15 protein-coding genes and 1 pseudogene are annotated in these 20,520 nt (G+C 58.5%); 7 read left to right on the forward strand and 9 right to left on the reverse strand.

Annotated features, from left to right (window positions below; all coding sequences use genetic code 11):
- Nucleotides 1–132: 132 nt before the first annotated feature.
- From recX to J3A65_RS00640, 5 genes are all read right to left on the reverse strand, one after another.
- Nucleotides 133–714, reverse strand: coding sequence for a recombination regulator RecX (gene recX / locus J3A65_RS00620; RefSeq protein WP_281064455.1), 582 nt, complete (start codon nt 712–714; stop codon nt 133–135).
- 70 nt (nt 715–784) lie between these two features.
- Nucleotides 785–1,813: an HWE histidine kinase domain-containing protein gene (locus J3A65_RS00625; RefSeq protein WP_245341362.1), complete on the reverse strand. Its 1,029-nt coding sequence runs from the start codon at nt 1,811–1,813 to the stop codon at nt 785–787.
- A 222-nt stretch (nt 1,814–2,035) separates the two neighbouring features.
- Complete coding sequence (locus J3A65_RS00630) at nt 2,036–2,950, reverse strand: hypothetical protein (protein WP_245341363.1); 915 nt, start codon at nt 2,948–2,950, stop codon at nt 2,036–2,038.
- 161 nt (nt 2,951–3,111) lie between these two features.
- A complete protein-coding gene (malQ, locus tag J3A65_RS00635) occupies nt 3,112–4,935 on the reverse strand; it encodes a 4-alpha-glucanotransferase (RefSeq protein WP_245341365.1) in 1,824 nt (607 codons plus the stop codon).
- Between the two features lie 172 nt (nt 4,936–5,107).
- Nucleotides 5,108–5,509 (reverse strand): NUDIX hydrolase, encoded by a 402-nt coding sequence (locus tag J3A65_RS00640; RefSeq protein ID WP_209898440.1) that lies wholly within the window; start codon nt 5,507–5,509, stop codon nt 5,108–5,110.
- Nucleotides 5,510–5,608: 99 nt separating this feature from the next.
- Here J3A65_RS00640 and J3A65_RS00645 point away from each other — a divergent pair, with 99 nt between their 5' ends.
- Complete coding sequence (locus tag J3A65_RS00645) at nt 5,609–6,340, forward strand: MOSC domain-containing protein (RefSeq protein ID WP_062576553.1); 732 nt, start codon at nt 5,609–5,611, stop codon at nt 6,338–6,340.
- Between the two features lie 4 nt (nt 6,341–6,344).
- Here the strand turns inward: J3A65_RS00645 and J3A65_RS00650 are convergent, their stop codons facing one another.
- On the reverse strand, nt 6,345–8,018 hold the full coding sequence (locus tag J3A65_RS00650; RefSeq protein WP_209898444.1) for an FAD/NAD(P)-binding protein: 1,674 nt from the start codon (nt 8,016–8,018) through the stop codon (nt 6,345–6,347).
- 216 nt (nt 8,019–8,234) lie between these two features.
- Here J3A65_RS00650 and J3A65_RS00655 point away from each other — a divergent pair, with 216 nt between their 5' ends.
- From J3A65_RS00655 to J3A65_RS00670, 4 genes and pseudogenes are all read left to right on the forward strand, one after another.
- Entirely contained in the window at nt 8,235–9,377 is a 1,143-nt protein-coding gene (locus tag J3A65_RS00655) for a glycosyltransferase family 4 protein (RefSeq protein WP_209898448.1), read from the forward strand.
- Between the two features lie 71 nt (nt 9,378–9,448).
- A pseudogene (locus J3A65_RS00660) lies at nt 9,449–10,591 on the forward strand (glycosyltransferase family 1 protein); the annotation flags it as partial.
- Nucleotides 10,592–10,667: 76 nt separating this feature from the next.
- Nucleotides 10,668–13,901, forward strand: coding sequence for a glycosyltransferase (locus J3A65_RS00665; RefSeq protein ID WP_245341367.1), 3,234 nt, complete (start codon nt 10,668–10,670; stop codon nt 13,899–13,901).
- The gene (locus tag J3A65_RS00670) at nt 13,898–16,135 is read left to right on the forward strand and encodes a glycosyltransferase family 4 protein (RefSeq protein WP_209898451.1); all 2,238 of its coding nucleotides are present in this window, start codon (nt 13,898–13,900) and stop codon (nt 16,133–16,135) included. The genes J3A65_RS00665 and J3A65_RS00670 overlap by 4 nt, the downstream gene beginning before the upstream one ends.
- Nucleotides 16,136–16,220: 85 nt before the next feature.
- Here the strand turns inward: J3A65_RS00670 and J3A65_RS00675 are convergent, their stop codons facing one another.
- Complete coding sequence (locus tag J3A65_RS00675; RefSeq protein WP_256413911.1) at nt 16,221–16,901, reverse strand: sugar transferase; 681 nt, start codon at nt 16,899–16,901, stop codon at nt 16,221–16,223.
- Between the two features lie 1,096 nt (nt 16,902–17,997).
- Between J3A65_RS00675 and J3A65_RS00680 the strand changes: the two genes are divergently transcribed.
- The gene (locus J3A65_RS00680; RefSeq protein WP_209898454.1) at nt 17,998–18,138 is read left to right on the forward strand and encodes a hypothetical protein; all 141 of its coding nucleotides are present in this window, start codon (nt 17,998–18,000) and stop codon (nt 18,136–18,138) included.
- A gap of 14 nt (nt 18,139–18,152) precedes the next feature.
- Here J3A65_RS00680 and J3A65_RS00685 read toward each other — a convergent pair whose 3' ends face one another.
- Both J3A65_RS00685 and J3A65_RS00690 read right to left on the reverse strand, forming a co-directional pair.
- Nucleotides 18,153–18,818, reverse strand: a complete 666-nt coding sequence (locus J3A65_RS00685; protein ID WP_209898457.1) for a DUF6030 family protein — start codon at nt 18,816–18,818, stop codon at nt 18,153–18,155.
- Between the two features lie 424 nt (nt 18,819–19,242).
- On the reverse strand, nt 19,243–19,449 hold the full coding sequence (locus J3A65_RS00690) for a hypothetical protein (protein ID WP_209898459.1): 207 nt from the start codon (nt 19,447–19,449) through the stop codon (nt 19,243–19,245).
- Between the two features lie 272 nt (nt 19,450–19,721).
- Between J3A65_RS00690 and J3A65_RS00695 the strand changes: the two genes are divergently transcribed.
- Entirely contained in the window at nt 19,722–20,495 is a 774-nt protein-coding gene (locus J3A65_RS00695) for an amino acid ABC transporter substrate-binding protein (RefSeq protein WP_209898462.1), read from the forward strand.
- Nucleotides 20,496–20,520 lie beyond the last annotated feature (25 nt).

Consider the following 20,520-nt stretch of genomic DNA (forward strand, 5'->3'; position numbering starts at 1 on the left):
ACTGATGAGATACGCTTTAAAAGCGCAAAAAATGCAAAGGTTTACTATCGACACGCATTTCTACGACTTAGGAATACGCTGCAACATCTAGCCAGCATCGCCCCAATGACCGGAGAGCTGTTCGGCGCTCCTTCACACCACGTCTTCGCTCAGGACTACCTCAGCATCGTCGCGATGCATCTCGAAAACCTGCCTCCCGATTTCCGAGCTGAAGCCTGCGCGTGCAAACGATGCGAGCTCCTTGGCCTTGCGTTTCTGATCGAGCTCCACTCTCCTGAACGGGCCAAATGCCCGCTTTCGCGCGAGCACGACCGCGGCACGCAGATCGTTCACGTCAGCGACTGCCTCGGAGGCGGTTTCCCGGTCTATTCCCTTGATCACGAGCCGCTGCGAAATCGCGCGTTTCGACCGGCCGCTTCGTTGCGCAGAACGGGTCGCGACTTCTGCGTAAGCCTGATCATCGAGAGCGCTGTTGTCATAGCCGAACTTCACGGCAAACGCCGCAAGCGCCTCGACTTGCGCATCGCCGATGTCTTCGAACTTTTCCCGCGCCTTGCGCGTGATCGCTTGCCGGAGCTGCTTTTCCGTGTGCATCCGTTTGGACAGACGATAGATAGCGGAGTTGCGCGCCCATGACAGCATACGCGTCGTCGGGATATCCGATACGGGTTTTTCATCAAGCTCGTTGCTGCTATCGTCTGGTAAAGGCTCCAAAACCAAGTCCTTGTTCCAGTTGTATCACGCGATACCTGACAATCAGAGAACCTTGTTGTGCCGACCGCGGTCAGGTTTTTTCGAACTGGATACTGGACAAGGGCATCGCAGTTGTCACGACGACACCATCCGGCTCGTAATCGGTCGTGGCGGTTCCGTAAGAGTTCAGACTGGACGCGATGAGCCGAGAGCCAAATCCCTTTCTGGTCGGGATAGCGACGGGTGGCCCGCCGACTTCCCGCCAAGACGAGATCAGAAAATCCTCTCCCTCCCGGACTTCAATTCTCCATGCAATATCGATGTGACCATTGCTCTCGGAGAGTGCGCCGTATTTGGAGGCATTCGTAAAAAGCTCGTGCAGAACCAGCGAAAACGACAGGGCGGCCTGGGGATCAAGCTCGATCTCCGGTCCCTCGATTCGGACGCGGTCTGAACCCTCAAGACCGATGTTGATCGTTGCGGCGTTCACGATCTGGCCAAGCGTCGCGCTCACCCAGTTCTTCTGGAGCAAAATATCGTGTGCCGAGGCGTAGGCCGACATGCGCGACTGGAGCTTCTCGCCGGCATCTTCGAGCGAGGCCGCATTGCGGATCGACTGCGTTGCAATCGACTGCACCACCGAGATGGTGTTTTTCATCCGGTGACCGAGCTCGAGCATGAGCAGGCGTTGCTGGTCGGCCTGTTCTCTTTCCTGCGTTCTGTCGCGAAGGATTTTGATGAAGCCTATGACGGTATCGTCATCGGATCGCAACGCCATCATCTCGCCGGACGCCCAGAAGGTTGAACCGTCCTCGCGCAGATGCCATCGCTCGTCGCTACCACGCCCCTGGCTCAGGGCGGCAGTCATCTCCCGTTGCGGGATGCCCTGCTCGCGATCCTCGAGCGTGAAGAAAGCTGTGGCCGGCCTGCCCACCATCTCGTCTGCATCCCAGCCGAGAACACGCCGAGCACCCTCGTTCCAACTGGTCACGAGACCATCGAGATCCATCGAAATGATCGCGTAGTCGATCGCGCTCTGGACGATGGCTTCGAGATACCGCTCTCTTGAGGAAATCTTGTCTGTGGGTATCTCGATCTTCATCAACTGGTCTTTCGCCATATCGGTCCCAACGTGGTGGCACGAACCAGCTCAACTGGGGAATTTTAGCACTATCTGCAATCCCTATTCAAAGAGGATCGTGGAAATCGTGTGGCACAAGATCGGCCTCCCGTCGAGCCGCCATAGGCGACCCGATCTCGAAGCTGGCGGCGAGACGACAGTTCACATCGTCGGCGTCTCCCGCCCGAGCCATACAGCGGAGGAAAGCACCGACAGCCAGTCTTACAATTCGCCCTTATGAAGAAGGGTGCGAACATCGTCGGAGACCTGGTTGGCGGCTCCCAGCGTCTCGATCAGCTGCGCCTGTCGGCTTCCTCTCAATCCCGCGGTCGTCAGCTGCTTGTCGCGGACATAGGTATAGATGCCGCTCACTGCGAAGGCAGTCGCATGGCTGATCTGGGCTTTCTGGTCGGAGAGCGTGCTCTGGAACAGATCGCCGCCGTAGAACTGCCGACGAGCAAGCGGGCTGGCGAATGCGAGCTCCAACACCGCAATGTGCCGGCGCTCGTCTGGAACAGTATGATCGACGCCGGGAGCAGGCGGTGCGGGTTTTGCGTTGTCGTAGACATCGGGCAGGTGCAGACGCACTTTCATAGCGGCAGGGTCTGAGGAAATCTTCTCGGCAAGGTTCGTCATGAACGTTGCAAAGGCGAACGCATCGCCTGTCCTGGAGCCGAGATGGACGTGGATGCGATCAAGTCCGTCGTCTCCGTTGGGAACCGGGTCGGCGCTGCGATCGATGAGTGTGGTTGAGCCCTTGGGAAGGGCATAGGCAACGGTTGCTGCAAACATGTTCTGCTCGTCCGCAAACAGGATCGAGCAGGCGTCATTGAATTTCTTCTGGTCGGCCGCCGTCTCGAAGCCGATCTCGACGCCGCCGTCCAGGACATAGTTTTCAAATGGCGAAACCCCGTCGATTTCAGGCCAGAGATGCGCGTCCTGTTCGCGGTTGAAGTGGTTTTGTACATACCATCCAAGCCCGGGAATTCGGGAACAGAGCGGGCCATGCACATCGCGCCAATAATTGGCGAACGTTTCGTGCGGCACTTTTGGACGACGAAGGACGGTCGTGTAGGTGTTGATCGCTATGGCGGCATCGCGCGCCGCAAAATTCGTGTCGTTCGATGAAATGGACAAATGAAACTCCGATTCGTTGCACGGGGAGAACATGCAGAGGTTTCGGTTGTTCCTTTTGCCCCAACATTAGAGCCGGCAGACGAGCGGACGCAGGATCATCGCATCGGAAGCGCGCCGTCACCGAGTGACGGCGCGCTTCTATTGCTCCCAAGACCTAGCTTTTATTTTCGCCGCGCGGCCGCGACCTCACCCAGGATGTCATGCAGTTCCGGAAGTGCGTCGAGCTCTTCCAGCATGACGGACAGTTTCGGTTTCCAGTTCGGATAACTGTCGCTCGTGCCAGGGACGTTGGTTGGCTGCTTTTCGTCCGTGAGATCGGCGAGCCGTACAGCCATCAGGAGGGATGGGGTTCTGGCAACGAAGGCATGGGCAGTCGCCGCCAGATTTCTACGACTGGAGTGATCGACCGCCTCCGAACCCATAAGATCGGCCGCCCGGAATGCGGAAAGCACGTCGCGCCTTTCGCTCTTTCTCTCGCTCTTCTGCTGACGGGCAGCGTCTTCCGGCACGAGATCGTTCTTTTCCCGCATCATGACGTCAGCTGCACGCCACCAGCCGGAAAACGTCTGGTGGTCATGGGTTGATACACATGCCAAGGCCAGCGCCGGATACTGGTCGGGCGGATGAAAGCCCTGCTTTCCCTGCTCGTAGGAGAGAATTCTGTAGGAGAGAATGTTGGCTGCCTCCAATTCTCCCTGCAGCCCTTGCGGCAGATTGCCGAGATCTTCTCCGATGACGAGGCAGCCATATGTGTTGGAGAGGTCCGCAAGCGTGTTGATCAACGCTTGTTGGGGGTAGCCGACATAGGCACCCTCTTCGGGGCTTTCTCCCGATGGCACAAGGAAAAGGCGCCGCAGAGCTGCTGCATGATCGATGCGAACCGCGCCCGCGTAGCGCATGACACCTTCCATCGTGGTCTCAAATGGGGACGGATTTCCGGAAGCGATCGCCGAAGGGTGAAACGCTGCAAGCTGCCAGTCCTGACCGTAAACCGCCATGGGATCTGGCGGACTGCCGATGCTGGCACCTTCGACATAGGCATGACGGCTGCTCCAGGTGGCCGATCCGTCCAGTGCCTCGCCGACGGCGACGTCGAGATAGAGGCCGACGCGCATGCCTGCAGCCTTTGCACGAGCTGAAGCCTCGGTGAGCTGCCCATGTGCCAGGTACTGGAGCCACAGGTGGAAATCGACGCGATCGCCGTGCGTTTCCGCAAACAGCTTTACCGTCTCCGACTGCGGATCCTGATATTCTTGCGGCCACGCCTTCCAACCGACGCTGCCCCCAGATGCGACAAGGGTCTCCGAGATCGCCTCGAACAGGGCGTGCAACCTCAGTTCAGCGCCGCCTTCCCGGCAGAAATCCTGAAACGCGGGGTCCTCTCGGCGTTTTTCTGTCGTCCAGATCCTGTAGAGCACCTCGCGCTTGATCCGCGCGACATTCCCGTAGTCGACCAGTTCCGTTCGTTGCAACCGGGCAATATCTTCCTCCAGCTCAGGCGAGCTTGCGAAGCCGTCGATCCGATCGACAGCAATGTAGAGGGGATTGAGAAAACGCCGGTTGGAGGGTTCGTAAGGACTGCACCGTTCGGCAGCGGCCATGAACGGCGCATGGAGCGGATTGAGACCGACGAAGTCGGCACCCCAGCCTGCGGCGAGATCGATGAAAGTGGACAGGTCGTCAAAATCGCCGATCCCCCAGTTTCGGCGCGATCTCATTTCGTAAAGCTGCAGCGCCACGCCCCAGACCCGCTCGCCCTGCAGATCAGGAAGAAAGCACTGGGGTTGACCGGAAGCTTCGACCGAGGTGGCCTGGTCCTGGTCGTTGTTTTGCGGGTACCGCTCCAGCGACTCGAGGATTTTCGCACGGCCGGCTGTCGAAACGGGCACCTCATTGCCCTGGGGTGAGGGTCTTTTGTTTTCGATATCGTAGGCCTCGGAGCTCTTGCCCCGATCGAGCATGGCGTCGTCAATATTCTGCTTCATTAGCCCACCTCGTCAATATTATACGGTCGGCAGGCAAAGCATGCAGCTTTCCTCCAACGTCGATTTCTGAGCCCAAACCGTCTGCGGGTTGAGGAAGTTCCCCGGCGCAATGCCCGGACTAGGAAAGTTTCTGCTCTGCGAGGTACATCACGCTGCAGCGGACGAAATTGCGCTACGAGTCCTGCAGCATTTGCAGGATGACAGAGCGATACTCCGGCATGGCCAGTTCCATTGCCTCGAGGTCTTCCCGGCCAAACCAGCCCAATTCGGAATGCTCGGTGCCGAGCAGGGAAGCGTGTCCACCTTTCCAGAGCGGTACCGCATAGGTGTGGAAGGGCGATTTCTGCTTTTCGTCACGGCTCTCGTACAATGTCGCGACCTTGTTGAAGGCAAGTGGCGTGAGCCCCACCTCTTCCTCGCATTCCCGCACCAGAGCCTCGTCCAGGCCCTCGCCTTTTTCGACATGACCGCCGACCAGATCCCACAAATTTGCCGACCACTTTCGGTGCAATGCGCGCCGGACAAGCAGGATCTTTCCATTTTCGACAAAACCTGCGCATACGATCTTTGCCATTGTTTCTCCTCTGTCCTGTCGAAGCGTTCGCAGGCATTGAGGGAACCACCTGTGGCAAATTCAGTTCCCTGCCCTTGAGACGCATTGACGAGGGAATGAATGGCACCGCCGCAATTTGGAACTATCGAAGAGATCTGGCGCTACCCGGTAAGCTCGCTTGGTGGCGAGCGTTTGACCTCCGTCGAGCTGGGAACGGACGGAATTGAGGGCGATCGTTCATGGTGCGTTGCTGATGCGCAGTCCGGCCATCCGGCGGCGCCCGAGAAAGAATCTCGCTGGAAACCGGCACTTTTCCTCCACTCGAGATCAGGTCGAGACCGGCCTGAAATCGGATTTCCGGATGGGGAGTGGCTGCGTGTCGGAGAGAGAGATACCGATGCGAAGCTGACCCTCTATTTCGGCTTCGAGGTCGAAACGCGTCCCTATGCCGCGACCGGCGATGCACAGACGGCCGTCAACCGTTATGAAGTGAGCCCGGTCCATCTCGTGACGACCAACTCCCTTCGACACTTGTCCACGATCGTCGGAACCGACGATATCGACAGCCGCCGGTTTCGCCCCAACGTCGTGCTGCGAACGCCTGCGGCCGAGGGCTTTGAGGAGAAGTCATGGCTTGGATGCAGGTTGCAGATGGGAGGAGCGACCATCCACATCTGCGAAGAAGCCAAGCGGTGCGGAATGACGCTGATCGCGCAACCCGGGCTTCCCGAAAACCCCGACGTGCTTCGCTCGCTGTTGCGACAAAACAAGCGAAACTTCGGCATTTACGGCGATGTCGAGATATCCGGGAAGCTGACATTGGGTGACCCGGTCGAGATCGTGACGGGCTGACGCCTTAAGCTTGCGCGATGATCAGAGGCGGCGCGTTCGATTTCAGGATCGCTTTCGAAATCACCTCGCCGATATCGCGTGCGCTGGTGATTCCCTGCACGAACGGAAGCTTGTGCAGCAGAAAAGCGATCGAACCGCAGTAGAGGTTGTTCGAGAGATTGTCTTCGAACACCAGACGGAAATCGTCGTCTAGATCGATCCCTCCTGTCCGGACGATCTCCTGCTCGGCGCCATCAAGAGAAAACGCAGCCTTTGTTGCCGCTTTTCGAACGACACCCTGGCCAACGAGCGTCGGGAACGGAATGTCGCGGGCCGACAGCTCGTGCTGTCCTGTGGCGTCGATGAAAGCCTCAAACCGAAGCTCCCGGCCTTCCGTGCGAACGACAGCTCCGCGCTCGACGCTCTTGTTGTCGATCTCGCTGCTGTTTCCGAGCGCTACGATCTCAAGCTTGCCGGTGCGATGGAGAGCGAGCAATCGGCGGATCGATTCATGCGGAACCGTCGCGTAGTCATCGATGAAGACGGTCTTGAAGTGCTTGTGGAACCGCTTGAGGTCATCAGCGTCCAGATGCGGTATCGCCTTCGCAATCACCTCATGCATCCGCAGGATGGCATAGCGCCATTCCACCGTCTGCTTCAGCTTCTTGTTCAGGTCGGCTTCGGCGAGGTTGCGAGCAGCCCAGGCAAACGGGTCGTTGGTTTCCCGAGCGCGGAAATAGGCAGGCGCAATCGTCTCAACGGTCAGAAGTGACAGGCCGATGCTTGCTGCATAATCCGGATCGCAGGCCACTAGCTCCTGCTTGAACAGGTCGAAGATCGTATCCAGAAGATCGAGCTTCCGCGTGGCGATCGCGTTTTCGATCGCCGCTTCGGTACAGAATGTCAGCGGGCGGTACGGGATCTCGCAGTAGAAGTCGGCTTCTGGCAGCACCCCTTTGCGCGACATCATCGTTGCGCGGAAGGCTTCGGTTCCCGGCAGGGGCTCGTATTGAAGATCACCCTGCCCATCGAGCATGAAGGCACCATGCGCAGTCGAGACGGTGATCAGCGCATCGATGCCGCTCAGCGACGTGCCCAGAATGCCGAGATTGCATGGAGGGATGGTTTTGAGAAGCGGTGCCGGCCAGGGCGAGATGAAGTATCCGGGCCGCACCTCGGTGGTCTCCGGCCAGTCGTGGCCCGTTGCCATCACCACGTGATCGAAACCGAATTCCGCCGGTTCGTCATCCAAGGCTTTTACGCTCAACCGGATATCGTCTGCGCGCAGCTCGATATCGACGACACGATGCCGCGCCTTCAGGTGGATGGCGTGGCCGTTGGCGGTGGCGGCATTCAGAAGCTGCTGAAACTGCGCGTGCAGGAACTCTCCTAGAACCACGCGCGGATAAAACTCCCGCTCGCTGATGGCATCGCGTTCGACGCCGAGATGCTGCAACTCCATGTCCGTCTGACGGCGAAGCCACTCGGTCAACGTTTCGCAGATTGGCGGCAGCTCGATGCTGGCAATGTTGGAGAGCATCGCCGCATCGTTAAGATCGGGGCGATAGGGGGTTCCCTTGCCGGGTTCCGCGTCGCTTTCGAAGATGGTGATCTCAAGCGGTTCAGACTTCCCGATGAGGCCCTTCAGCGTGTAGATGCCGGTCGGACCGGATCCGATGATTGCAACTCTCAAAGCCATATGCCCGATCTATCCTTGCAGGAACCAGAAAGTCTGGAGACTGCGCCAACAAGGCTGATGCCTCGAGGTTCCGTCACGACGCAATGATCGCCGCTCCTCGTCAGAATTAAGGTGCGGCTGTATGTCTGCCTGACAGTGGAACCGTTCCCATTTCCGGAAGTTGGTGACGTCGAACATCGCCATCCCGTTCTTCAGTGTCAAAGATTAGAGACGTGCATGAGACCACGGCGTATTGTCGTCATCAGTGATTTTCAGGATGGAAGCTGGAGCGGCGAAGACCTCCCGTCCCCTCGAAGCTTTGAAACGCTATGGTCATCAGGTTCACGCGGATCTCCTCCCCTGTCCATTCCGGATACGAACGACGTGGTTGTCGACGGCGGCTATATCGAGCGGCTTCCACTCGCAGCCCTCAAGGACGGGCTGGTCGATTGCGCGGAAATCTGGACGCATTGGCGCGGCGGTGATCCTCCGCCAGAGTGGCGTTCCGGCAATCCGTCGCTGGTGCGCCGTTCATTCCGGATGAACGGTCCGGAGGCTCCCTTTGCCTCGAACGATATGCTCGGGCATATCGAGGCGTTCGGCGCTCCTGACATACTGTGTGTCTGGGGACTTGGGGTGAGCGAGGAGATCATGCTTGCCTGCCGCGACAGCTTTAAGATCTACAACTCCATCGACGCTCCGGCACTTCGCGTGCCGTTCGAGGTCAGCCGTCATTTCGATCTCGTGATCACGGGAGCGGAGTGGCAGTCGGAGGTTGTTCGCGCCCGGCATCCTGACATGCGCACAGTCGTGATGCCGATCGGACCCGAATTCGCATCCGAGATGACATTCCGGCCGCTGAACCTTCCGAAGATCTATCACGTGATCTATGTGGCCGCCGCCCAGCCATACAAGCGCCACGACATGCTCTTCGAAGCGCTGGGTAAGCTACCGCGGTCGCTTCGGACCCTTTGCGTCTTCGGTTACGGAGAACTCGTACCGGAGCTGAGGCGCCATGCGGACGCGCTGGGCATCAATGTCGATTTCATTGAGCCGCCGGGAATAGCCTTCGATGACGTCAACCGGTTGATGAACCAGTCACGGATCGGCGTCGTCTGCGGTGTCGACGATGGGGCACCTGCCATTCTCACCGAATATATGCTGGCCGGCATTCCCGTCCTCGCCAACAGCGCGCTTCGGTGCGGATTACAATACATTATGCCGGAGACGGGCCGAATGGCTTCAGAGCAGGACTTTCACGACGGTATCCGGGATCTGCTCGGGCTCGCCGACGGGATGAAACCACGCGAGACAGTGCTGGAAAACTGGACGTGGCAGCATAGCATCAGCCGCCTGCGAGATTTGATGAACGACAGGTAACAGAATTATGATGAGCGTCCGGAACTTTGCTGCCCAGGCTTTGTTTGGCGGCATCTGTTTCGAGGTGCTTGATGAACGTTCTGAATTCCTTCCCGCAAACGCCTGATGCCTCCCTGCCTATCGATACGCCGCTCATCTGCTTCTCGCATCTGCGCTGGGACTTTGTCCTGCAGCGGCCGCAGCACCTAATGCAGCGCTTTTCTCAGGATCGTCAGGTCTTCTTTTTCGAGGAATTCATTCCAACCGATCATCATCTTGCCTACCTGGAAATTCACCCATTCGCCGATACGTCCGTCAAGGCGATCCGGCCAAGAGTTCCGCATTGGTGGAGCGAAGCCGAGCGGGATCGGGCGCTTAGCCGCCTGCTCGACGATCTCATCCTGCTTCACGGTGGGCGGCGGCCGATACTCTGGTTCTACACGCCGATGATGTATTCTTTCGCGCAGCATGTGGACGCGGCGGCGGTTGTCTACGACTGCATGGACGAGCTGGCCAACTTCAAGTTTGCGCCGCCTCAGCTGAAAGATATGGAAAACGCGCTGATGGCGCGCGCGGACGCGGTCTTTACCGGCGGGGTGAGCCTCTACGAGGCAAAGCGCGATCTGCATGACAACATCCATGCCTTCCCATCCAGTGTCGATTCGCACCATTTCCGCGCAGCACGAAACTCGGTTGCCGATCCAAGCGATCAGGCAAAGATCTCTCACCCACGGTTAGGCTTCTACGGCGTCATCGACGAACGCCTCGATCTCGACCTGATCCGCGCAGCGGCTGCAGCGCGACCGGACTACTCCTTCGTTTTTCTCGGTCCGATCGCCAAGATATCGCCGTCCGATCTGCCTCGCGCGGCCAATATTCACTACCTCGGGCACAAGTCCTATGCCGACCTGCCGTCCTATCTGGCGGGTTGGGATGCGGCGCTCATGCCGTTTGCGCTCAACGAGGCAACCCGTTTCATCAGCCCCACCAAGACGCCTGAATATCTGGCGGCAGGGCGACCGGTCGTCAGCACAAAGATTGCAGACGTCGTTCGTACCTACGGCGATACGCCGGGCGTGTTTTTTGCCGACGATGCCGACAGCTTTGTCAGCGGATGCGATGCCGCGCTTGCCATTGCCCTCGCCGATACGTCCTGGCTCGAAGCGGTTGACAGGATGCTCGCGCGCTCGTCCTGGGATGCCACGTTCAAGAGCATGGCGATGATCGTCGACCAGACGGCTGTAGATCCTCCATTGCCATCTGCGCTGCTCGGCAAAAACGACATTCTGGTGCATTCCGAGCGTGACTAGGATGCCGCGGATAGTCCTTGCGACGGATAGCCTGGACCCATCGGGCATGGGCGAGCATATGCTTGCCTTGGCGCGCGGGCTGTGCGGGCAGGCTGATGCGTTCATTGCGCTATTGTCGGAAGACCGGGCAGGATTGCTCCCGCGCGCTGCCCGTCTCGGCCTCGGCATCAAACTTGCGGATGACGTCGATGACTTTGCTCAATGGCTGTCCAGCAGCAATGTCGACCTCCTGCATGTCCATGCGGGGATCGGATGGGAGGGGCACGCGCTGGTCGAGGCCGCGAACCGAGCCGGTATCCCGGTCATTCGCACGGAGCATCTTCCTTATCTCCTCACCGACCGCGACCAGCAGGACGAGTATCAGCGACGCACGCGGGATGTCGCCCATCACGTCGTGGTTTCGGAAGCCTCCCGGGACAGTTTTCGCGGGCACATTGCGCCCGACCGACTGACGGTTATCCGCAACGGTATCTTCGTGCCGCAGCAGACGGCAACAGGCGACGCACTTCGTCGCGACCTCGATGTGCGTGACGAGATCGTGCTCGTGACCATTGCACGGTTGACCGCGCAGAAGGATCACAAGACCCTCCTCGAAGCCATGCCGCAGATTCTGGAGGCGCACCCCTCCTTGTGCCTTCTTCTGGTCGGATCCGGCGAGGAACGCGTGAGGCTCGGGGCTTTGGCGGATGAGCTCGGCATCTCCGACCGCATTCGATTTACCGGACATCGCCCGGATGTCGCCAACATCATCGCTCTTGGCGACCTCTTCGTTCTGCCATCGCTGTTCGAAGGCCTGCCGCTTGCGGTGCTCGAGGCGATGTCGCTCGGCTGCCCGGTCGTTGCCACCCGGATCGGCGGCACCGTCGAGGCGCTCGGGGAGGACCATCCGCTTTTCGCCACACCCGGCAGTTCCGCTTCAATGGCCTTTGTCGTCATCGCGGCGCTTTCGGATCGGCAGAGACTTGCGCATGTCGCCGAGGCTGCGCGCGTCCGCTTCGACAATCACTTTTCCGCACATCGCATGGCGAGGGAAACGAGAGCGGTCTACGACCGCTTCCTTTCTCAGCCTGCCAATCTCATGCAAAAGGACCTATCCATGCAGAAGACACGCCTCGCCTTTATCGGCGTTGGAGGTATCGCGCACCGCCATCTCGATGTCATCTCCGGCTTCGACGATGTGGAACTCGTCGGGTTCGCGGATCCGGATATCGGCCGCGCCGATCAGGCCGCAGCGCGCTTCGGAGCGAAATCCTTCGCCCACCACCGCGACATGCTGGACGCCGTCCGCCCCGATGCCGTCTATGTCTGCGTGCCGCCGTTTGCGCACGGGGAACCGGAGCGGGACCTGATCGAGCGCGGCATTCCTTTCTTCGTCGAAAAACCGGTTTCGCTTGACATCGAGACGGCCGAAGAGATCTCGGCTGCCGTGACGGCGAAGGGTCTCGTGACCGGCGTCGGCTACCACTGGCGCTACCTCGACATCGTCGATGAGGCCCGCAATCTCCTCAAGGACAATCCCGCCCAGCTTCTGTCCGGCTACTGGCTGGATAGCACGCCTCCGCCGCAGTGGTGGTGGAAGCAGGACAAGTCCGGCGGACAGATGGTGGAGCAGGCGACCCATCTTCTCGACCTTGCGCGTTTTCTTGTTGGTGAGGTGACCGAGGTTTACGGACGTGCCGGTCACACGGACAGGCCCGAATTTCCGGGCCTCGACGTGCCCACCGTGACGACGGCCGCTCTGACATTCGAAACCGGCGTCGTCGCAAACGTTGCCTCCACCTGCCTTCTCGGCTGGAGCCATCGCGTCGGGCTTCACATCTTCGCAGACCGTCTCGCAATCGAGCTTACCGACCGCGACATCATGGTGGATGTCGGCCGAGGCCGGCCGGTCCGTGGCGCAGACGGCGACCCCGTGTGGCGCGAAGATCGCGACTTCATCGATGCCGTTCGCGGCGGGGAAAACCGGATCCGCTGCCCCTATTCCGAAGCCCTTGCAACGCACCGGCTGGCGCTGGCTGTCGTTGCCTCCGTGCAGGAAGGCAAGCCGGTTTCGATCGCGCCGCCAGAGATGCGCCAGCCCGAGCCTTTGCCCCTGCAATTCCAGCCTCGGCCGGAAGCACCCGCGCCGGGCTTGGCACCGGGCCACCGGATCATCCGCTCGCTCGGCGTCGAGGCCCCCGGGCGGTCCTATTTCTTCGAATACGAGGAAGGCCCTCCCGGCGATGGCCAGGTTCGGCTCGACACGCTCTACACCGGTCTTTCCGCAGGGACCGAACTGACGTTCCTCAAAAACACCAACCCCTATTTCCGCTCGCGCTTTGATGGCGAGCGCGGGGTGTTTATCGAGAACGAACCGGACCTGCACTATCCGGTCCCGTTCCTTGGCTACATGGAAGTTGCCAGGGTCTCAGAGTCGCGCACAGGCGGTTTTGCGCAAGGCGAGGTGGTCGCATCCGCCTACGGCCATAAATCGGGCCACACGGCCAACCCGTTCCACGATCTGCTGGTGCCATTGCCGGCCGAAATAGATCCCGTGCTCGGCGTCCTTGTCGCCCAGATGGGGCCGATTGCCGCAAACGGCATTCTGCATGCCGATGCCGAAGCCTATGGGGCTCACGTGCCCTTCCTCGGTGCGGGCGTGAAGGATCGCCCGGTTATCGTGATCGGCGCCGGCACAGTGGGGCTGATGACTGCCCTGTTTGCGAAATCCCTGGGTGCATCCGAGGTTATCGTGACCGACCCATCGGAGTTCCGCCGTCAAAAAGCGGAAGCGATGGGCCTTCAGGCCATGACCGAGGAGCACGCGTGGCAGCATGCCAAGGCCCGCTGGCATGATGGCGCGATGGGACGCGGTGCAGATCTCGTGTTCCAGACACGTGCGTATTCAGGCAGCCTCAACACGGCGCTGAAAGCCCTGCGGCCTCAGGGCACGGTGATCGACCTTGCCTTCTACCAGGGCGGCGCGGATCAGTTGCGGCTGGGTGAAGAGTTCCACCATAACGGCCTCAACATCCGTTGCGCGCAGATCAACCGCGTTCCGCGTGGTCTTGGTGCGCTCTGGAACCGCGGCCGCCTTGCCCGCGCAACGGTCGATCTTCTCCGGACGCATGGCGACATCATCCGCGAGCAGATGATCACCCACGTCATTCCGATGGACGACGCGCCGTCCTTCCTGACGGACCTGATCGAAAACCGTCCGGAATTCCTGCAGGTTGTCTTCAAGGTGGGCGAATGACACCTGAACCTCAGCCTGTACGGATTCTGTTCGTCTTCGCGTGGTTGGTGGTCGGCGGCGAGGAGACCGAAGTGCGGCTCCTCGCGGCAAACCTCGATCCTGATCTCTACCGGATCGACGTCGTTGCCTGCTTCCGCAAGCCCGGAATGCCGGAGCAGACCCACGAGCAACTGCGGGCGCTCGGGGTCGATGTCGATACGACGCCTTACGATCTGTCCTTCGAAGACACGGTTGGCTATCTGGCCGGCAAGGTTCCTGGATACGACATCGTCGTTTCCAGCCAGAACGTTGCCGACATCTATCCGGCGCTCGAACGGCTCCATCTCCGCCCCCCGCTGATCGAGCATGGCGGTCTTGTTTCGGAGGCGGAAGCTGGCCCGAAGCACCTCACGAGCCGGTATGTCGGCGTCTGCCGCTCCATCCGCGACGCGGCTGCGTCAAGAATGCCCGGCCGTGAGCAGCACGCGCTCGAGATACCCTCGATGGTCGATCTCTCCGAGTTCTATTCGGCGAACCGCTCGGTCATGCGGTCGAAGCTTGGGTTCCGGGACGAGCAGGTCGTCATCGGTTGGGTCGGTCGGCTGGATCCGAAAAAGAATGTCGAAGACTTCATCCATGCCGCCGCACTGGTCGTCAGAGACAATGCGCATGCGCAGTTCGTCATTGTCGGCGGACCCGATGCTTTCATGCCGGACTATGCCGATCACTTGAAGGATCTCACCCGCCGGCTGGGCTTGGCAGACAGGGTCACGTTTTTAGGCGATCGCAAGGATGTGGCCGAGCTTCTGTCGGCGTTCGATATATTTGTCTGGCTGTCGCGCGGCGAAGGCATGCCGCATGTCATTGCCGAGGCAGGTGCCGCCGCCCTGCCCGTCATCGCAACACCTGACAACGGCGCCCAGCAGCAGATCGACGACCAGGTCTCCGGCCTCTTCGTGCCCTATAACGATCCGGCCGCCGTCGCTGACAAGATCCGCTTACTTGCGGGCGACGAAGGTTTCCGCCGTTCTCTCGGACAAGCGTTGCGGCGCAAGGTCGAGGCGAGCTACTCGATCGAGGCCGTGTTGCCGCAGTGGACACAGCTTTTCAGCGACGTCCTTGCGGAGAAATCGCCGCAGGGGCCGACCGGCATCTTCAAATCGTTTCTGATGGGCGGTTTCGAATGCTCGACGCATCGACTACGTCCCGATGACAGCGAAACAACCGGTCGACGCCTGGATATGATTGCGGCAATCGAGCACGATCGCTTTGCGGAGCAGGATTATCGTCAGCTTGCAGGACTTGGAATCCGTACGGTCCGCGATGGTTTTCGCTGGCATCTGATCGAAAAGTCCGGGACCTATGACTGGTCGAGCGTATTGCCGATGATCGAAGCCGCGCAGAAAACCGGCACGCAGGTCATCTGGGACCTCTTACACTACGGATGGCCTGACGATCTCGATATCTGGTCGCCGCAATTCGTCGATCGGTTTGCAGCCTTCGCCGGCGCCTGCGCACGGTTGGTTCGCGACAACACAAGCGAAGTGCCGTTCTACTGCCCCGTCAACGAAATCTCATTCTTCTCGTGGGGCGGCGGCGACGCCGCCTATCTCAACCCGTTCGCGCGTGGTCGAGGATTCGAGCTCAAGGTTCAGCTCGCCCGTGCCGCAATCGCTGCCATGGAGGAAATCCTCTCGGTCGACCCCCGCGCGCGCTTCGTTCACTGCGATCCGGTTATCAATGTCGTGGCGGACCAATCGAGACCTTTCGAGTCCGGCGTTGCTGAAGGTCACAGGCAGTCGCAGTTCCAGGGATGGGACCTCATCGCCGGCCGCATGTGGCCGCAGATCGGCGGTCAGGAGCGGTTTCTCGATATCATTGGCGTCAACTACTATTTCAACAACCAATGGATCCATGGCGGGCCGCCGATCGACATCGGTCATCCCAGCTACAAGCCGCTGAGCAGGATCCTTGCCGAAACCTACGCGCGTTATGGCAAGCCGATTTTGATTGCAGAAACCGGCATCGAGGATGAGCGGCGTGGGCCTTGGTACCGTTATGTCTCGGATCAGGCAAAACGTGCCATGCAGTCCGGTGTCCCGTTCGAGGGGATTTGCCTTTACCCGATCGCCAATCATCCGGGATGGGACGACGGACGGGCTTGTCAAAACGGATTGCTAGCAAGCGTTGTGTCTTCAGGGGGCCGAGCGGTTGACCCCGGGTTGTCGTCGGCGATCCAAGGCAGCATTGATTGAGACCCAACCGCCGAAATATCAAACAAGCGACGGCGGCACGAGTGTGCCGCCGTTTGCTATTAGATCGGTTCGAAGAACGGTTGGCTTAGAAGCCCTTGCCATTCGTCAGTTCCATCCTGATGGTTTGGAGGATGATGTAGACGTCAAGCCAGATCGAGAAATTGGCAACATAATAGAGATCGCAGGCGATGCGAGCCCGGGCTTTCGAAGCACGATCCGTTGGCCCTCGCAGGCCGCGCATTTGCGCCAGCCCGGTAAGACCAGGCCGCATGCTGTGTCGCTGGTGATAATCCGGAACGAGTTCCTCATAGGTAACGCCGGCCGCAAGCATGCCGACGGCGTGGCATCTTGGACCGACAAGAGACATGTCCCCTTTGAGCACGTTGATGAGTTGCGGCAGTTCGTCGATATTGGATTTGCGAATGAATTGGCCGACCCGTGTAATCCGGGGATCGTTCCGAGTTGTCTGTGCGACGCCAGACACATCTCCCCGGTCGGTAAACATCGATCTGAACTTATAGATTTTAATTTTGCGACCGTCCTTCCCCCATCGAATCTGGGAAAACAGCGGTGACCCTCTGCTCTCGGCACGGATGATCGCGCATATCAGGACGAACAGGGGAAGAAGCGTAACCAGGGCAATCAGGGATATCAGCATGTCGACTGCGCGCTTGGCCGCAAATTCCCAAGCCGCAGGCTGATCACTGTATGTAAGCTTATAATTATCATTCGCCGAACTACCGGCGAGGTACTCACTAGCATCCAGTTGTACCACAAGCTCCACAGCACTCAAGGGAACCATCCAATATACGAGAGTTAATATATGACCGTCTTATCAATACTCCATATCTCGATTCTAAACACGAGTCAGCCCGGAACTTAATAAATGGTTAAATATAAAACAAGCAATATTGCTTTATTATTACATATGAAATTAGATTCGATACGTAGATTCGCAGCAACGTGCGGCGAAGCCCTCCGGTTCGTTCGAGAGAACCGTGATATTTTGCGGCGACGACTTGAGAGATCGATCAAGTTATCCGCTGCACAGTTTTAGCTATCATTGCCGCAATAATTTCGTCGCTTCCCGCACAGTATGCACATACCGAGATGTGCGTTGCTTCCAAGCAGAAATCCCCGGGCGCATGAGCGAAGGTTCGGGGAACGCTGCAAAAAAAGGGGACGGGTATACTTACCAAACGGGTAAGACGATCGGGTACAAGATCGACAACGGCAAGATCTGCCTGCGATTTCCGAACGGACAGAAAGATTGCGTGAGCGCCGAAACTGACGGCAAGCGCTCTGAAATGATCGTTAGAAAAGGTGATCGCTCCGACCTACAATCAGGCTCTTGCCGCAGCACTCCAGGACTAGGGTCACATCACTCGCCAACAGCTACGATCCATTCGGCGTGATGTTATTTGTGCCTTGCGTTTTAATCTGAAAAATATACTAGATGTAGATGCAAAGTACGGGTGATTAGAGAGGTTGAGATGGCCGCTTTACACGTAATTTCGAAGTTAACTATTGCGACATCACTCCTCGCAGCTTCGCTCGGGGCGTCGGCATACGCGGCGGATATCATTCAGCGGTCGAGGTATAACGAGACGCAACCGAACACACATCTTGTCCGCTCGAGCTACGTCACAGAGGAATGCGAACTGCTTGAGATCACCTACCGAGAACCGCGCCAGATCGAAATCGTCAGGGTCTGTTACCCGCCGATTTTCTGAGCGCGAAGTTTCTCGGCGAGCGTTTTCATGGTCGATTCGCGGGCGCTACAGTTCGCTTCAATTTGACCGATCACACTAACTGTATTCGAACTATTGTGCGGTACATATTCCTCATCTTGTGAGGGAAAAATGTCGCGTCGTTTCAGAAATTTGTCATTTGCTTTCGGTGTCTCCATTGCTCTCTGGGCTGTCATCATCCAGGGCATCAGCCAGATTGCCGAGCACATCGGCGCGCCTCACGACACGACTGTCACGGCAAGTATCAAGTAGATACGAAACGCAACTCAGTTTGTGACTTGCTGAGCAGGGGCTTTCGGAAGCGGATACGTTCCAACGAGATTGTATCGACTTTCATCCAGCATTTCCCGCTTATATGAAATGGTTGCCGCCGCAATCTCTCTGCGAAAATCTTGCCCGCGCGCCAAGGCGTCTCCGAGCGAAATGGACAAATACGCATCGAGATCGAGCAAGCGTGCTGCAATTGCGGACGCCTGATAGGCGAGCGCTTCCCGTTCGGACAAAGTTCCGAAGCTTATTTTCAGCCGAAATGTCGCGTTCCCTGCAGCCTCCCTACCCCGGATCTGGACGAATATCGATGACTGACGTCCCAAATCCGCTCCCGTCACGAGATAGCTGCATTCCCATTTGGCGCCACCGTCTTCGCGGGTAAACACAGGTTCCACCTCGGCAAGGGCTGCAAGAGTAGCGCACTGCTCGTCAGCACGTATCGGGGCGCGGCCCTTCAAGAGGCGGGCTTTCTTTGCAAAGACCACCGACGCCCCCATGCTTGCCTGAGCGGCGGACTGTGCATTGACAAAGGGCACGCTCAGGTTCGCAACGCTGCTTTGCTGGAAACCCAGCCGCATCAACAAAAGCTTGAGACGCATGTGATCATTGGACAGGAGAAGGCTTGCGCCGATTGCGCTTGAGAAGGCGGCGAACAGGAGCATGAAGACGACGAGACCTCCCGGCCCCCGATGCCTTGCCCCTTCCGCAAACCGCCTATCGTTGTAATATCTGCTCAAGCCAAGAAAACCTCGTGAGCACTTCAAAAAACAGGAAATGTACTTTAGGAAATAAAAACTGAGAACAATCTGGCGTGCATTAGAAATGCGCGAACCCGACTTTCTTATTTACAAAAATGGCAATATCGATCGTTTTATTATTCCAATATTACGTTGGCACTGAACCCGAGCGCATGCGCTAACGGAAAGCATAATATCTCGCTACCGCAGTGCACGCTAGAGGTGTTTTGTTATTCAGCTGCTACTAAACGAACGATGATTCGACCCTAGACGGGGGTATTACAGCCTCCGGCCAAAATCCGTTGGCAAGGGCGCTAGTACAGTTCTAAGGCTCCAGATGTTCAGACGCCTAGTCCGCCTTATCGTCTGAACTCACCGGCTTGCTGGTTGGCGGCGAAACACCTCCGCCGTGATCGGCCGACCACGTCTGCGGCGAGCTGTTATGAGGCTTTGAATCGCCCGCCGTCGGCTCGCGCTTCGGGCTACGCTCGCCCTGCGGGCTCTCTTCCGCCTGTGCCTCCTCATTGCCGGTTACGTCGCGTTTTTCGTCGGTCATGATGTTGCTCCTGTTCGGCGAAACAACAGCTAGAGCACGCAAGGGTTCCGCCCGGGTTTTCCCGGACAACAGATTGCGGCACGATGGCGTCTTGCCGGAAATCCTGCGCAAAGGCTGTGTCATGGTTGCGTCGGGTCATGCGCGAAGAAAAATGAGCAAAATAATCTCGTTTGCCTGTTTTATTTGCTCGATCCTCTCCTCCAACAGCACAGGTTTTCCTAGATAACACCTCATCGAAAGGCCATCAGGCCTGATGCCCGAAAGGAATGACCATGAACTGGCTGAAATCCATCGCTGCTGCCGCCCTGCTGCAGGCCGTTGCCATCACCCCATCTGTCGCTGGCGAAAACCTCGACCAGATCAAGGCCGCCGGCGTGATCAAGATCGGGACGGAAGGCACCTATGCGCCCTTCACTTTCCACGACAGCGCCAACAAGCTGACCGGCTTCGATGTCGAGATCGGCGAGGCTGTCGCGAACAAGCTTGGCGTGAAGGCAGAATTCGTCGAAGGCAAGTGGGATGGCCTCATCGCTGGCATCGATGCCAAACGCTATGATGCCGTCATCAATCAGGTCGGCATCACCGAAACCCGCAAGCAGAAATATGCCTTCTCCGACCCCTATATCGCGTCCAAGGCCGTGCTGATCGTTCGCAGCAATGACGAGGAGATCAAAGGGTTCGAAAGCCTCAAGGGCAAGAAGTCGGCACAGTCGCTGACCAGCAACTTCGGCAAGCTGGCCGAGGCGTCTGGAGCAGAGCTCGTCGGCACCGACGGCTTTGACCAGTCGATCCAGCTGGTTCTGACCCGCCGCGCCGATGCCACGATCAACGACAGTCTCTCCTTCCTCGATTTCAAGAAGAAGCAGCCTCAGGCTCCCGTGAAGATCGTTGCCGAAAAGGCGGATGCGGATTTCTCTGGCATCATCGTTCGCAAGGGCGACGACGAGCTGGTTTCAGCCATCAACAAGGCGCTCGCCGACATCAAGGCGGACGGAACCTACAAGACGATTTCTGACAAGTATTTCGGTCAGGACGTTTCGAAGTAAGAACGGACTGTTCCGTTCTTGAAAC

This window comes from Rhizobium sp. PvP014 (assembly GCF_017876855.1).
Lineage (GTDB): Bacteria > Pseudomonadota > Alphaproteobacteria > Rhizobiales > Rhizobiaceae > Neorhizobium > Neorhizobium soli.